This window comes from Mycobacterium sp. AMU20-3851 (assembly GCF_043974665.1).
Taxonomy (GTDB): Bacteria; Actinomycetota; Actinomycetes; order Mycobacteriales; family Mycobacteriaceae; genus Mycobacterium.
Genome location: NZ_CP146371.1, coordinates 5,969,994 through 5,983,112 on the forward strand (window position 1 = coordinate 5,969,994; position 13,119 = coordinate 5,983,112).

A 13,119-nucleotide genomic window follows, 5' to 3' on the forward strand; every position below is an offset into this window, starting at 1 on the left:
ACCGGCTGTTACACGGCCGGGGTCCCAACCCCCGGGCGCCGGGGTATCCCCGTCGGCCTTCTTCCTCGTACTCCGCACACTGCGATTGTGTGATCGTCCTGACGGGTCACTGATCGGTACAGGGAACCCAAATCACTGGAGCCGTCCTCGAAGCACCGACACGGCCGCCCGGACAGTTGCTCGAACGCTACGGCGCGACCACATGCCGCCAGCATCAGCGATTCCCCCGGACCCACCAGAGGTGCACCTTCCCCCCATGTTCGGCCGGTCACCTCATCGATCAGAGAAATCCCGCGCAGGCGCGCGCGTGGGAAGAAATCCAGTTGCCTTCGGCTGGTGAGGAAATCAAGCACCCAAGCCACGTGCTCCGGGTCCGCCGTGTGCGGAATACCCAACGGAATTCGTATGTCAGCCGCATGCACCAACACATCGGTGAGTCCGGCCAACGGTCCGGTGACCGGTGGACTGAGGCGATGATCCGCCCCCTGGCGAAGAGCGTCAGCGATTTCGGTAGCAGGCGCGTCAGCACGATGACTCGCCAATGCGTCGATCCCTCGGTCCATGCTGCGATGACGGATCCCACTCGCGACGAAGCCCCAGAAGCCATCTTCGAAGTCGCTGACCAGATGCGCCGCGACGGTTTTGACGTCCCAGCCGGAGCACAAGCTAGGCGTGGCCAGCTGATCGGCGTCCAAACCTTCGATCAATGCGGCGATCGCTCGTCGCCCGTCCGCAACGGCGACGAACACACGCTCGCGGTCTGGTCGACGTGTCCCCACTCGGGCAGGGTATCCCCCTTGGCCGGGTCGTCTGGTGACCGAGTCGCGGGCCAGGCCTAGTCGCCGCCAGTCCTGCACTACCAGTCTGGAAGCAACGACCTGTAGCCGATGGCGTACACGAATGCCGCGTACACCGCCCCGAGAACAGAAAGTGGGGCTAGAACCCGGGCAGGCAACGGCCACCACGGAGCGAACACCAGAGGTCCCCCTCCCCGGAGCAGCAGTACGGTGGTCCGGCACTCGGAGGACGAGCCACGACACGCTCTTAGCATTTATTTAAGATTTTGTTTTGTCTGCGTATGGTCGAAGCCATGGCCGCTTTCGACCCCTCCCCGGCGCATCCATGCCCGCGAAGTGGCGGTAGGCCTGGACAGCCTTGATGGCGGGCCTCCTGCTGGCGCTGACAGGTCTTGCGTTCCTTGACTCCCTGAGCGTGCTCAATATCGGCGTTGTCTCGGCCGTGGTCTACGGCAGCCGCCTCAATCGTCAGTCCGCCCTGCCCGCGGGACTGAGCTTCATCGGCGGTGTACTCCTCGTGACGTCCATCTTCGGTCTGTGCGCGGTACTCGGCATCAACTTCCTCACCGGTCTCACCAACTTCGAGCTCACCCCGGGAGTCAGATACTGGGGCCAGCTAGCCGTAGGCCTCACCCTGATCCTGCTGGCGTTCTTCCCACTTACCGCACAGACTCCGGCCCCCGGCTGGGCGATGGCCACCCTGCGCCAACGCCCATGGCTACTCGGATTCGTCGGAATCGCAGTCGGTTTAGGTCAAGCGCCAACCGCCATTCCCTACTTGGCCGGCCTCGCGATGATCGCCGCACACCAACCCCTACCCACAGCGTGGCCCGTCATCGTCCTCGCCTACTGCGCGATCGCCCTGCTGCCCTGCGCACTGGTCCTCGCCCTATCAACCAGCCGCAGCAGACGGGCGGACCGAGCACAGCGATGGCTGGTGCGAACTCTCACCCGATACGGGCCCATTGGTGTGCGCACACTCTTCCTCATCGCCGGCGTGGCACTCATCGCTCACGCGCTCTTTCACCGGACAACATGGCTGTGACGACTCGTGCGCAGACGGGTGGATGGTCGCTCACGTCAACCGCGACGGCTATCTCGAACCCCCGCGCCGTGCCGGCCTGGGAGTATCCATCGGTGAGTCCTAAGCGGGCGCACACACAGACGGCTCCTGGGTACCGAAGCCTTCGGACGAGACGGCACCATCATCGGCTGGTGACTCGAACTTCCCTCAACAGAGCACCGTGGCCCTCGAAAAAGTCACTACCGGATGTGCCGGAGCGCTCGGGCGTGTCGTTCATCGCGTCGGCACGGTGGTGCTGAAGATCGGCCAGCAGATCTCGGTAGCGGTGAATACGAACGGATCTGTGGGAGTGCCGCCGAGATAGTGCTCGCGGATGGGCCCCGGACTACTGATCAGATGCTCGTTGACGTAGATACCCAGGGCGGCGTAACTGCGGTCGATGCCGTTGTGACCGCCCGGGTGGGTGAGCACCGCGAATTCAGCCCTGGGTAAGACCTCGGCGTGAATACCCTCGGGTGGATCTGCGGATGGTGGTGCCTCGACGAACATGGTTGCATGGCCTCGCTGTTCGAGAAACAGCGCGCGGTCGTAGAGGCCGCCCGGCACCACCGCGGTCGGCTCACCTGCTGCCATGGCAACGGCCCGGTGCAGTGTCCGCAGCGACGCCGTGAACCAGTCGTCGATCCCAGACGTGTCGATGGTGTCGCTGACGGACCACACGGCGAGGGCCGGTTCGTGGCGCGAGGTGACCTCGGTGGGAGTGCGTACCGGGGAGAGCAGTTCGCGTAGGGCACCCACGGTGTCACGGGTCTGCTGCAGCTGAGCCTCCATCTGTTCGAGGTGAGTGGTGATGATGTCGGTGCGGGCCCCGGCGTCTTCGGTGCTCAGTAGCGCCTTGATGTCGGGAATGGACATGCCGAGCGATCGGAACCGGCGGATGATGTGGGCGTGATCGACCTGGCCGGTGTCGTAGAAGCGGTAGCCGGTGTAGGGGTCGATGTGGGCGGGTTCGAGAATGCCGATGTCGTGGTAGTGGCGTAGCGCCTTCCTACTCAGACTGGTCATCACTGCGAAGTCTCCGATCGAGACCTGTGCGCCCATGGCGTCCTCCTCTGCGTTCGCACCGCCCACGTGATGGGTCGCGTCCATCCTCAAGCCTCCCCCTGGGGCAGGGTCAACATCACGACGCGCGTCGGTTGGGGTTGACCTTCCCCTTACGGCAACTTTCATCGTGGGGTCATGACCAACTCCACAGGCTGGGATGCACTCCCAGAGACCGTAAGAACGTTCATGACTGCGCTCGATGCCCGTGAGGTGGATCGAGCGCTGGCCACACTCAGCACCGACGCCGTGGTGACCGACGAAGGCCACGACTACCAGGGCCATGACGAGATCGGTGCCTGGGTGGCCACCGCGGCCGCCGAGTACACCTACACCACCGAGTTCACCGGCGCGACGACGACCGACGCAGGCGTCGACGTCGGCCAGCACCTGAAGGGCAACTTCCCGGGCGGGGTCGCCAACCTGCACTACCGCTTCACCCTCGACGGTGCTGTGATCAACCGGGTGGTGATCGAGCCATGACGCGGCGTTGGTTCATCACCGGAGGCACCCCCGGCAACTTCGGAATGGCGTTCGCCGAGGCTGCACTTGCGACCGGCGACCGCGTGGTACTCACGTCCCGGCGCCCGCAGGAGCTGGCGGCGTGGGCCGAGCAGTACGGCGACCGCGTTCTCGTCGTGCCACTGGAACTCACCGATGCGGCGCAGGTGCAGCGTGCGGTGCGTGCCGCCGAGCAGCACTTCGGCGGTATCGACGTGCTGGTCAACAACGCCGGCCGCGGCTGGTACGGATCGATCGAGGCGATGGACGAATCCGCATTGCGGGCGATGTTCGAGCTGAACTTCTTCGCAGTGCTGTCCGTGACGCGTGCGGTGCTGCCGGGGATGCGCGCCCGCGGAAGCGGCTGGATCGTCAACGTGTCCTCGGTGGCCGGGCTCGTAGCAGCGCCCGGCTTCGGGTACTACAGCGCGACGAAGTTCGCCATCGAAGCCATTACCGACGCGCTGCGCGACGAGGTTGCAGCTCATGGCATCTCGGTGTTGGCCGTCGAACCGGGAGCGTTTCGCACCAACGCCTATGCCGGATTCGCCAACGAAGCCGTCGAGGAGCGAATTCCGGACTACCACGACATGCTCGAAGAGGTCCGTGCCATCTTCGTCGGGATGGACGGTATGCAACCCGGCGATCCGCGCCGCGGTGCCCTTGCGGTAATCGCAGCGATGGCTCAGGACCCACCGCCCCGTCGGCTGGTCCTGGGCAACAGCAGATACGACGCCGTGATCGATACGCTGGAGAAGAATCTGGCCGACATCCGGGCCAACGAAACACTCTCTCGCAACGCCGATTTCCCCACCTGACCGGCGGCCCGAGCGGGACATACCCCGCGCCACGTGGCGGTCCACCGCTGGTGCAGACGCCAGTGGCTCTCGGCTGGGCCCCCACTGGATCAACACATGATCACTCAGCCGCGATCAGCGCATCGATAGAGGTGTCGCATGCTTAGTCCGTGACAAAACCCTGGCTTCAGCCGATCGAGTGATAGATAAGCACGGTCATGCTGGTCGTGTGTTCTGTTCGACGGCTTCGCGTGCCAATGCCGCCAGGATGTCGATCACTGTGTTGACCGCCGGCCGCGCTTTGGCGCCGGCGCGGGTGACCGCTTCGATCCGGCGCGCGATGCGAACGCCATCGAGAGGCTTGCGCACTAGTTCCCGAGCGGTAAGGACGTAGCGAGGCAACAAGGCAATTCCCACCCCGGCCATAACAAGCTCCTCGACGACTCGAAAGTCGTTCACGCGTTGAACTATTCGAGGATTGACACCCGAAATGGAGCGCTGAGCTTCGAACTTCGAAATCGGTGTCAGTGGCTGAAGGCGGACCCTCCCAGTTCAGCGCCGGTCAGTGCGTTTCGGTGGCCCTGACTGTCTGATGAAGCAACACCGCGATCGTCGTCGGACCGACCCCTCCCGGGACCGGTGTGATGAACCCGGCGCGCTGCGAGGCCGCCGCGTAGTTGACGTCGCCCACGTCGCCGGGGTTGTAGCCGGCGTCGATGACAGTCGCACCGGGCTTGATCCAGTCGCCTTTGATCAGTTCGGGTTTCCCGACCGCGGCGACGACGATGTCCGCGTCGGCGACCCTGGACGCGAGGTCGGTGGTGCGGGAATGGCAGTAGGTGAGGGTCGCGTCGCGGGCGAGCAGCAGCATGCCCACTGGTCTGCCCAGGATGGGGCTGCGTCCCACCACGACGGCGTGCCGACCAGCGATGTCGATGTCGTAGGCATCCAACAGCAGCATGATGGCCGCCGGGGTGCATGATCCGAATCCATTGCTGCCCAGCGCCATCGAGGCAAACGAGGCACAGGTCACGCCGTCGACGTCCTTGTCCGGACTTATTGCCTCGAACACCGCGCGTTCATCGATGTGGGCGGGCATTTGGATGCTGCACGAGAACGCCGTCCACACCGGGGTCCTGGGAAAGGCCGTGCACCAGCGCGACAGCCTCGCTAGTTGTTGTCGTCGCGGGCAGGCGATGGCTGCGTGAGTCCAGGCCCGTGGCTCGGCAGCGATTGGCCTTCATCCGAACGTAGGTGTGGGAGGCCGGGTCCTCGCCGACAAGGACGGTGGCCAAACAGGGCCTGCGACCGATCGCCGACTCGACCTGCACTGCAGGCTGCCGTGTCTGGGCAAGAAGATCATTGGCGACGCGGGTGCCGTCGATGATGACTGCGGGCATAGCGATGCTCCTCACGAGTCGAGAGGAGCACCCAGGCGGTCGATGCTTCCACAACTGTTGCTTCCCGGTGGTGTCCCACCTACGCCAGTCGCTGCCGCTTACTCTACCGTCGATGTCGTGAGGTCCACGTCCAGGTCACGGAGCAGCAAGATCTGCTGCAGGCGCAGCAGCTGGATCTGCTCGTAGACCCGATGACCGTTTCTCCCGATCCGGACCGGTGTTGAGGCCCTCACTATCGATGCTCCAGTCAATCCTGATGCGGTCGATAATGGTGTGATGACCGATGCGGTGGGAGAACACCCTCAGTACGACGTCTTCGCCGATGAGTTTCTAGAGCATGCCCAGGAGGGCCTGTTCAACGCGCACTACGACCGTCCCGCGTGCCTTGACCTTCTCGGTGACGTTGCCGGCGCCAGCGTCCTCGATGCCGCGTGCGGACCGGGCCTCTACGCCGCGGAACTGATCGCACGGGGCGCGCGAGTCACCGGGTTTGACCAAAGCCCCCGCATGATCGAGTTGGCTCAACAGCGTGCGCCCTCAGCCACCTTCCGCACCCACGATCTCAGCCACCAGCTGGATTGGCTCGCTGATCACTCCGTCGACATTGTCTTGTTCGCTTTGGCATTGGAGTACGTCGACAACAAGATCGCGGCACTGAGCGAGTTTCACCGCGTCCTTCGCCCCGGTGGTGCACTCGTCTTGTCGCGGCTGCACCCCACCGGCGACTGGCTGCGACACGGCGGGAACTATTTCACTCCGCGAGTGATCGAAGAGACGTGGAGCCGCGGATGGCGATTGAGGTACTGGCTGGAGCCACTTGAGAAGACATGCGAGGACCTTCACCGTGCTGGTTTCCTCATCGAAAGGCTTGTGGAGCCACGGCCCACACCACCGGCGGCCGTGATCGATCAGCAAAAGTACGACCGCCTGTGCCGAGAACCCACCGGCTTCCTCGCCATCCGAGCAGTGCCCGATCCTCGCGGGAAGCCACCCGTGACCGCGGCCCTGGGCCAACGACCAAACGTCGGCACATTGTGAGCAAAGTGGAAAGTCTCGACGGAGTGCGGGCGGTCGTCTTCGATGTGGGCGAGACACTTGTCGACGAAACACGTATGTGGACAGCACATGCGCGCAGTGCCGGTGTCACCCCGTTCACGCTGATGGGTCTGATCGGCGCGCTCATCGAACGCGGACACGATCACCGCGCCGCGTGGACCATCCTCGGCCTCGATCCCCCGACAACCTCTTCGCCCATCTGTCCCGAAGACTTCTATCCTGATGCGCTGGATTGCCTGCGCCGAGTCAAACATGCGGGATTGAAGGTCGGCATTGCCGGTAACCAGCCGCGGGGCACCGCCTCCCAGCTTAGAGCTCTTGGCGTTTCGGCGGACTTCATTGCGTCCTCGGCCGACTGGAACGTCGTCAAGCCCTCCCCCGAGTTCTTCGAACGAGTCATCAGCGCCGCCGACGTCGCTGCCCACCAGATCCTCTACGTCGGCGATCGCGTCGACAACGACATACTGCCCGCCCACCATTCCGGTCTGCGGACCGCATTGATCCGTCGCGGACCATGGGGTTACCTCCACTCGGCTCTACCTGAAGCGACACATGCTGATCTACAGCTGAATTCGTTGATCGAACTCGCCGCAGCACTGCCCGGCACCCGATGAACTCCGGATCCACCCCGGCTGTGCGCTGGAAGGTACTGACGTGCAATGCCCGTGGGGGTGGATGTTGGCTGGTGTGAGCCGGATACGGGTCGCCGCCTACGTCCTCCGGGAACGAGGCTCGTGGCAACTTCTGGTCTTCGAGCAGTCAGCCCACCCCGATGCCGGACTCCAAATTCCCGCTGGTGGCGTCCGACCGGACGAATGCCTCCCAGATGCGGTCCTGCGAGAAGTCGGCGAGGAAACCGGTTTGGTCGGCCTGACCATCCGTGGCCAGCTCCATACCGAGAACGCACCCCACCCCATTAGCGGCGGTCTCCGCACCACCAGGTATTTCGTGGTGGATGCCCCGCCTGACACTCCAGATGCGTGGACGCACCGAGTCCACGGTGACGGTTTTGACTCGGAAATGATCTTCCACTGCCGGTTCGAGTCGCTCCCGTTGCAGCATCCCCTCGCCGATAACCAGGACGCCGGGCTTGGTCTCGTCCACCCGACCTTCACCACGACGTCGCGGCGGTGATCACACCGTTGGCGCCCCGTACGGGAGTGAGCTCCTGGTGGACTCGTCGAGTACATGCCGCTGCCGCCATCGACAACGACACACATATCTGGGTAACGCAACGATCGGGACGATACGCAGCAATTAACCCTGAACGGCAGTGGCAGGCCACACTGCGATGACACGGAACTCATATCCGTCCTGCGGGTACTGCTCCCATGTGAACTCCACTGGCTGGCCGTCGCTGAGAGTGCGGAATCCGCGAGCAGCCATATCAGCATCGGCCTGAATTTGGGTGTAGTGAGCGAAACAACCGCCGGGTGTCTCAGTCGCATCGAGAACACCCCAACCAAGATCGGCGTGCCAAAAGCGCACAGTGCCGGTGGTCGCCATGACCCGACTGTAGGTCATTGGGCGCGTTATCGTCCCGCTAGCCCAGGGTGTAGCTACCGGTGCGTCGATGACAGCCTGGACATCCCGTTCGTGCGAGAGGCTCAGCGCTGTTGTGCCGGTTGGCCTGTCGGCGTGCTCGACTTTCATACTGCCCCTAGCCCGAGCGGGAAGCGAACGGTTTGACGATCACCGGCTCGATCAGCTTCATCACGACGATGAACACGATGGCGTAGGCGATCATGTCTTCCGGGCGCAGGAACCGGAATCCTTCGTAGATGCGAGCGCCGATCCCGTTCGGCATGGTGAGAGTCTCCATCAGTACCACCAGCTTCCAGGAGAACGCGAACCCCGTCTTCAGCGCCGCCGCGAGTGCGGGCTTGAGCTGTTCGAAGAGCACATGGTGGGCGTAGTCCATCTTGGTGAACCGGTAGGTGCGAGCCATCTCGTCGAGACCGCTGTCCCGGTCGAGCACGGCCGCAATTACCACGTTCGCGACCAACGGCACGATCGCGATGGTCACCGCGACCAGACCCGACATCTCGGTGGCGCCGAGGATCAGGATCGCCATGATGATGTACACCAGGTCCGGCACGGCGAGCCCGATCACCAACACCGGACGAAGGAACGCCCGTACCGGCCACCAGAACCCCGCGGCCAACCCGATGAGGACGCCTGCCAACGCCGATGCCACGGTGACGATCGCGACCCGCCGCAGCGTGATCAACCCGTCGGTGATCGTCGAACCACTGGTGACAACGGTGATCAGACTCTCGCCGACCTCGGCCAGCGACGGCACCCACTGGCCGGAATAGAGGCTGATCAGCTCCCAGGCCGCCAACCCGACCGCTGCCGCGACGAACCACGCGGCAGCATTGCGCCAGATTCGGCCCAGGCCCGAGCGGCGGCTGTCCGACGATGACGACGCGGTATCGATCCCGACCTGAGTGCGCGCGAGTGTCGTGGTCATGACCGTTGGGCCCCGTTCGGTGCCACCGGATCGATCTCCCACTGCTCGAGAACCTCGGAGACCACGCGCTGTTCCATCTCGAGAATCCGCGGATCGTCGTACAACCGCGGCCGCGGCAGGTCGACGGTGACCTCCTTGATCACCCGCGCGGGACCTCGACTGAGGATGAGCATCCGGTCCGACAGGTATAGCGCCTCACGAATCGAGTGCGTCACGAACACCGTCGCCGGGTGCTCCGCTGTCCGCGTGCAGTCGAGCTGACGTCGGATCGTGCGGGCTGTCACTTCGTCGAGACCGCTGAACGGTTCGTCCATCAGCACCACGTCGGGTTGCACACACAGCGCGCGGGCGATCGACACGCGCTGGCGCTGACCACCAGACAGGTTCATCGGCATCGAGGATTCATAGTCGGCAACGTGGAGCAGCGACAGATAACGGCGCCGGGACTCGGCCCAGTCGGCTTTCGGGACGCCGGCGTTCTTCATCGCGATGTTGAGGTTCTCCGCCACCGAACGCCAGGGGAGCAACCGGTGGTCCTGGAACACGTATCCCACCTTGAGTTTCGACCCGACCGAACCGGTCGCGTCGAAGCCGCGGATGGCGATCGACCCAGCGATCGGTTCATTAATACCGGACAGCACGTGCAGCAGTGTGGACTTGCCGCAGCCGCTGGGGCCGATGATGGAGACGAATTCGTTCGGACGCACAGCGAGGTCAATTCGCTCGACAGCCACCCGACCCGGATAGCCGATCGAAACCCCTTCCACGTTGATCAACGGATCTGCGCTGTACACAGTTGTATCGAGTTGTGCGGTCACGACTGTTCCTTCCAACGGAATGCCCGCTTCTCGATCGGGCGGATGATCAGATACTCGGTGGCCAGCAGGATGGACACGAACAACAGCAACCAGTGCACGACGGTGATCAGTTGGAAACGGTCGAACGCCTGGGAAAACTGCCATCCCATCCCGCTGTTGATGATGAACAACTCGGCAAGAACAACCACCTTCCAGGCATGGGAGTACTCGTTGCGCAACGCCGTCAACGCGAAGGGCGCCATCTGCGGCACAAAGACGTGGCGGAAAGCGTCGAACCCCCTGATGTGATACACGGCGCGCATTTCGTCGAGTGAAGCGCTGGTGGCCTGCAGCCCCTCCCGCAGCAACACTGCGACGAACGGGAACGTCGTTGCGGCGACGACGAACACGACACCGGCGTCGGACTTACGGAAGATGAACAGCGCGAGCAACGCCAGAATGGTGCTGGGCACAGCTGTCGCGATTGCGACGTAGGCTCCAGCAACCTTGCCCCAGAACGGCATTCGCACCATCGCCACTGCGCACACGGCGCCCAGTGCGAACCCGATGGCGAGCGACCCCACCACCCGACCGAAGGTGATGGCCACTTCCTGCCACACCAGCGGATCGGCAAGGAACTGCGGCAAGGGACGGACGACGTCGCCGATTCCGGGTAGGAATCGCGACGAGTCGCCGGCCACCCACCACACCGCAACCAACGACGCCAGCCCGGCGATCGACAGGGCAGCCTGTGCTCGGTTCCGACTCCCGTTGCGCGCCGGGGGCATCGAGACCATCGACGTTGTCATGTGTGCCTCCTCGGATGTGTCCGGGCCGTCGACATCGTCAGCCCTCGATCACGCTGTCGAGCGTCGCGACCGGCGGGTTCTCCGGCAACCGGTCGAGCATCCCCTGCTGGACCAGCAGATCGAGGTAGCGCATCTGTTGGTCGACATCGCCCTGGTTCCATTCACCGGTGTAGCACGGCAACTGCGCGCAGTAATCGGCGAGTGCCTGCAATTCCTCGGTACTTTCCCGGTCGAGGAAGCCTGCATAGGGTTCCTCCAGGAACATCTGGTACCCAGAGTCGGCCACCAGCTGCTCGGCCTCCTGCCACGCCGCGAGCACGTTCTTGGCGAGATCGGGGTTTTCTGTGATCCATTCACGATGCGCGGTGAGCATCGCCAGCGCGGGTGACCAGCCACTGGACTGCTTCCAGTAGGGGGTCACCTGAAAGACGTATTTGCCGCCGGTGAGTTGGATGGCCTTCGCGCCGTACGGCTCGTAGTCGAAGATCGCATCGACCTCGCCGGCCGCCAACAGCTGCGGAAGCGAGGAAGGAGAGGACTGCACCAACTCGAAGTCGTTGATGTCGATTCCGAACCCTTCGCGGAGCGACACACTGATCGCCTGGGTGGTACCAGAGTCCATCCCGAAGTGTCCCACCCGCTTGCCGACGAGATCGGCCGGTGTGTTGATACCGCTGCCCGGGCTGGCCACGATGGCTGCCGTGTTGGCCAGCGCCGGGTAGAACGACACGACGTCGTGCCCTTCATTGTTGGCGATCGTCGATCCGACCGCGTCCTGGTCGACCGCGATCTCGCTCTCACCCATCAGGAACGTCGTCGTCGCCACATCGGGATCGACCTCGAGGAACTCGGCGTCGAATCCATGCTTCTCGTCGATCCCGTGCTCCTGCATCACCAGCACCGGAAGCGGCGCGGGGTCAGGGAGAGCGGAGAAGCGGACCACCGGCAGGCCACTGTCTCCCGCCACCGGGCTGGGGCCCGACGAACAGCCCGAGAGTGTCAAGGCCAGCACAGCCCCCGCGGCCAGCGATGCCGTCAGCGTTCTGTTGATCCGTGTCATTGGAGTTCCTTCGATTTGTCGTGTGGTGACGGCGGCTACGCCGTCGCCATGGAGGGGTCGTCCTCGAGGGGGGTGCCCGCATAGATCCAGTCGAACGACACATCTGACTCCTGATGGTGTTCACGGAATTTCGCGTCGCGCTCGCGCTGTAGCGGCCCGTCGGGCAGGTGGAACAGCGCGCGGTTGCCCAACGCACCGTTCTGTACGACCGCTGCGTGCTCTGCGCGACGGTCGGTATATCCGGTTAAGGCCTCGGACACCGTGAGAGTCCCGCCGTCGGCCTTGGCGAGTTGTTCGGCGAGCACAGCCCCGTCCTCGATTGCCTGCGAGGCGCCCTGCGAGAAGTACGGCAGCATCGAATGGCAGGCGTCGCCCAACAGTGCGACGTGGGCCCTGTTCCACTGCTGGAACGGCCGCTGGTAATTCAGTGCCCATGCCATCACCCGCTCGTCGGAGTAGGACAGCAGGTGGGTGAGCCGCTCGTCCCAGCCGCGGTACTGGGTCCGCATCTCCTCGGCAGGCACTTCCGCACGCAAACGTTCGCGCACGATGTCCGTAATCGGGACGACCGCAACGATATTCACGAATTGCATGTCACGCACCGGGTACGCCACGACGTGACGGTCTTCACCGAGCCAGAAGTTGGCCGCCGGCCAGTCGAACAGCCACCGCGTTGCGTTGTCGCGGCGCACCGACTCGGCAGGGATCAGGGTGCGGTACGCCATGTCGCCGCTGAACTCGATCTCGGTCGGTCCCCCGATTACCTTGCGGACCTGCGAGTTGATTCCGTCGGCGCCCAGGACCACGTCCGCGTCGAAGCGTCGACCATCCTCGGTGACGACAACCGGGTTCGGCCCGTCGAGGTTCTCGACCGAGGCGACGCGGCTGGCGGCCTCGATCCGCGCCGGCCTGCCGAAGCGTTCGGTGTCGGTTGCCGCTTCCAGCAGGATGCGGTGCAGGTCGGCTCGATGCAGATGCAGATAAGGGGTGCCGAAACGCGCCTTGGCACTCGAGCCGAGCGTCGTTTTCGTCAAGATCTCCCCGGTGCTCCACCGGCGCCGCACCGACTCTTCGACGAACAAGGCCGCAGTCGACAGCCGGCTTTCGAGGCCAAGCCGGTACAGGATGCGCGATGCGTTGGGGCCGATTTGCAGTCCCGCACCGATTTCGCCCAGATGATCGGCCTGTTCGAGCACAGTGACGTCGATACCGCGTGCTCGAAGGGTCGCAGCGGCAGTCAGTCCACCGATTCCGGCGCCGACGATGACGACCTTCATATCCGTTGTCTCCTCAATCCTTTGGTT

Annotated in this window: 17 protein-coding genes and 1 riboswitch; of the genes, 6 read left to right on the forward strand and 11 right to left on the reverse strand. The window is 64.0% G+C overall.

Features of this window, described 5'->3' with window-relative positions; all coding sequences use genetic code 11:
- Nucleotides 1–8 precede the first annotated feature (8 nt).
- Nucleotides 9–1,040 (reverse strand): maleylpyruvate isomerase family mycothiol-dependent enzyme, encoded by a 1,032-nt coding sequence (locus V4U86_RS28690; protein ID WP_395309204.1) that lies wholly within the window; start codon nt 1,038–1,040, stop codon nt 9–11.
- A gap of 118 nt (nt 1,041–1,158) precedes the next feature.
- Between V4U86_RS28690 and V4U86_RS28695 the strand changes: the two genes are divergently transcribed.
- Nucleotides 1,159–1,842 carry a GAP family protein gene (locus tag V4U86_RS28695; protein WP_395309205.1) on the forward strand — a complete coding sequence of 228 codons (684 nt, stop codon included), beginning with the start codon at nt 1,159–1,161 and terminating at the stop codon, nt 1,840–1,842.
- A 252-nt stretch (nt 1,843–2,094) separates the two neighbouring features.
- Here V4U86_RS28695 and V4U86_RS28700 read toward each other — a convergent pair whose 3' ends face one another.
- The gene (locus V4U86_RS28700) at nt 2,095–2,922 is read right to left on the reverse strand and encodes a MerR family transcriptional regulator (protein WP_395309206.1); all 828 of its coding nucleotides are present in this window, start codon (nt 2,920–2,922) and stop codon (nt 2,095–2,097) included.
- 189 nt (nt 2,923–3,111) lie between these two features.
- Between V4U86_RS28700 and V4U86_RS28705 the strand changes: the two genes are divergently transcribed.
- Nucleotides 3,112–3,405, forward strand: coding sequence for a nuclear transport factor 2 family protein (locus V4U86_RS28705; protein WP_395309207.1), 294 nt, complete (start codon nt 3,112–3,114; stop codon nt 3,403–3,405).
- Nucleotides 3,402–4,241 carry an SDR family NAD(P)-dependent oxidoreductase gene (locus V4U86_RS28710; RefSeq protein WP_395309208.1) on the forward strand — a complete coding sequence of 280 codons (840 nt, stop codon included), beginning with the start codon at nt 3,402–3,404 and terminating at the stop codon, nt 4,239–4,241. Before V4U86_RS28705 ends, V4U86_RS28710 begins: the two co-directional genes overlap by 4 nt.
- Before the next feature lie 195 nt (nt 4,242–4,436).
- Here V4U86_RS28710 and V4U86_RS28715 read toward each other — a convergent pair whose 3' ends face one another.
- The 3 genes from V4U86_RS28715 to V4U86_RS28725 all read right to left on the reverse strand — a co-directional run bounded on the left by V4U86_RS28715 (nt 4,437) and on the right by V4U86_RS28725 (nt 5,620).
- Nucleotides 4,437–4,679, reverse strand: coding sequence for a LysR substrate-binding domain-containing protein (locus tag V4U86_RS28715; protein ID WP_395309209.1), 243 nt, complete (start codon nt 4,677–4,679; stop codon nt 4,437–4,439).
- Nucleotides 4,680–4,782: 103 nt separating this feature from the next.
- Nucleotides 4,783–5,319: a bifunctional 5,10-methylenetetrahydrofolate dehydrogenase/5,10-methenyltetrahydrofolate cyclohydrolase gene (locus V4U86_RS28720; RefSeq protein ID WP_395309210.1), complete on the reverse strand. Its 537-nt coding sequence runs from the start codon at nt 5,317–5,319 to the stop codon at nt 4,783–4,785.
- Nucleotides 5,300–5,620, reverse strand: coding sequence for a tetrahydrofolate dehydrogenase/cyclohydrolase catalytic domain-containing protein (locus V4U86_RS28725; protein ID WP_395309211.1), 321 nt, complete (start codon nt 5,618–5,620; stop codon nt 5,300–5,302). Before V4U86_RS28725 ends, V4U86_RS28720 begins: the two co-directional genes overlap by 20 nt.
- A 22-nt stretch (nt 5,621–5,642) precedes the next feature.
- Nucleotides 5,643–5,722, reverse strand: a riboswitch (ZMP/ZTP riboswitch).
- A gap of 174 nt (nt 5,723–5,896) precedes the next feature.
- Between V4U86_RS28725 and V4U86_RS28730 the strand changes: the two genes are divergently transcribed.
- The 3 genes from V4U86_RS28730 (at nt 5,897) to V4U86_RS28740 (ending at nt 7,810) form a co-directional block, all read left to right on the forward strand.
- A complete protein-coding gene (locus V4U86_RS28730) occupies nt 5,897–6,658 on the forward strand; it encodes a class I SAM-dependent methyltransferase (protein ID WP_395309212.1) in 762 nt (253 codons plus the stop codon).
- A gap of 5 nt (nt 6,659–6,663) precedes the next feature.
- Entirely contained in the window at nt 6,664–7,290 is a 627-nt protein-coding gene (locus V4U86_RS28735; RefSeq protein WP_395309213.1) for an HAD family hydrolase, read from the forward strand.
- 61 nt (nt 7,291–7,351) lie between these two features.
- A complete protein-coding gene (locus tag V4U86_RS28740) occupies nt 7,352–7,810 on the forward strand; it encodes an NUDIX domain-containing protein (protein WP_395309214.1) in 459 nt (152 codons plus the stop codon).
- Nucleotides 7,811–7,933: 123 nt separating this feature from the next.
- On the opposite strand, the gene V4U86_RS28745 is transcribed toward V4U86_RS28740, so the two are convergent.
- The 6 genes from V4U86_RS28745 to V4U86_RS28770 form a co-directional block, all read right to left on the reverse strand.
- The gene (locus V4U86_RS28745) at nt 7,934–8,182 is read right to left on the reverse strand and encodes a cold shock domain-containing protein (RefSeq protein ID WP_395309215.1); all 249 of its coding nucleotides are present in this window, start codon (nt 8,180–8,182) and stop codon (nt 7,934–7,936) included.
- 154 nt (nt 8,183–8,336) lie between these two features.
- Nucleotides 8,337–9,149, reverse strand: coding sequence for an ABC transporter permease (locus tag V4U86_RS28750; RefSeq protein WP_395309216.1), 813 nt, complete (start codon nt 9,147–9,149; stop codon nt 8,337–8,339).
- Entirely contained in the window at nt 9,146–9,967 is an 822-nt protein-coding gene (locus tag V4U86_RS28755) for an ABC transporter ATP-binding protein (protein WP_395312254.1), read from the reverse strand. The genes V4U86_RS28750 and V4U86_RS28755 overlap by 4 nt, the downstream gene beginning before the upstream one ends.
- Nucleotides 9,964–10,755 (reverse strand): ABC transporter permease, encoded by a 792-nt coding sequence (locus V4U86_RS28760; protein ID WP_395309217.1) that lies wholly within the window; start codon nt 10,753–10,755, stop codon nt 9,964–9,966. The genes V4U86_RS28755 and V4U86_RS28760 overlap by 4 nt, the downstream gene beginning before the upstream one ends.
- Before the next feature lie 37 nt (nt 10,756–10,792).
- Nucleotides 10,793–11,815, reverse strand: coding sequence for an ABC transporter substrate-binding protein (locus tag V4U86_RS28765; protein WP_395309218.1), 1,023 nt, complete (start codon nt 11,813–11,815; stop codon nt 10,793–10,795).
- 35 nt (nt 11,816–11,850) lie between these two features.
- The gene (locus V4U86_RS28770) at nt 11,851–13,092 is read right to left on the reverse strand and encodes an FAD-dependent monooxygenase (RefSeq protein ID WP_395309219.1); all 1,242 of its coding nucleotides are present in this window, start codon (nt 13,090–13,092) and stop codon (nt 11,851–11,853) included.
- Nucleotides 13,093–13,119 lie beyond the last annotated feature (27 nt).

Excerpts from the sequence above, each read along its gene's own strand:
- V4U86_RS28710 (WP_395309208.1), top strand. The coding sequence starts at position 3,402 with ATGACGCGGCGTTGGTTCATCACCGGAGGCACCCCCGGCAACTTCGGA.
- V4U86_RS28745 (WP_395309215.1), bottom strand. The coding sequence starts at position 8,182 with ATGGCGACCACCGGCACTGTGCGCTTTTGGCACGCCGATCTTGGTTGG.
- V4U86_RS28740 (WP_395309214.1), top strand. The coding sequence starts at position 7,352 with ATGTTGGCTGGTGTGAGCCGGATACGGGTCGCCGCCTACGTCCTCCGG.
- V4U86_RS28720 (WP_395309210.1), bottom strand. The coding sequence starts at position 5,319 with ATGCCCGCCCACATCGATGAACGCGCGGTGTTCGAGGCAATAAGTCCG.
- V4U86_RS28750 (WP_395309216.1), bottom strand. The coding sequence starts at position 9,149 with ATGACCACGACACTCGCGCGCACTCAGGTCGGGATCGATACCGCGTCG.
- V4U86_RS28760 (WP_395309217.1), bottom strand. The coding sequence starts at position 10,755 with ATGACAACGTCGATGGTCTCGATGCCCCCGGCGCGCAACGGGAGTCGG.
- V4U86_RS28695 (WP_395309205.1), top strand. The coding sequence starts at position 1,159 with ATGGCGGGCCTCCTGCTGGCGCTGACAGGTCTTGCGTTCCTTGACTCC.
- V4U86_RS28700 (WP_395309206.1), bottom strand. The coding sequence starts at position 2,922 with ATGGGCGCACAGGTCTCGATCGGAGACTTCGCAGTGATGACCAGTCTG.
- V4U86_RS28730 (WP_395309212.1), top strand. The coding sequence starts at position 5,897 with ATGACCGATGCGGTGGGAGAACACCCTCAGTACGACGTCTTCGCCGAT.
- V4U86_RS28725 (WP_395309211.1), bottom strand. The coding sequence starts at position 5,620 with ATGCCCGCAGTCATCATCGACGGCACCCGCGTCGCCAATGATCTTCTT.
- V4U86_RS28765 (WP_395309218.1), bottom strand. The coding sequence starts at position 11,815 with ATGACACGGATCAACAGAACGCTGACGGCATCGCTGGCCGCGGGGGCT.
- V4U86_RS28705 (WP_395309207.1), top strand. The coding sequence starts at position 3,112 with ATGACTGCGCTCGATGCCCGTGAGGTGGATCGAGCGCTGGCCACACTC.
- V4U86_RS28770 (WP_395309219.1), bottom strand. The coding sequence starts at position 13,092 with ATGAAGGTCGTCATCGTCGGCGCCGGAATCGGTGGACTGACTGCCGCT.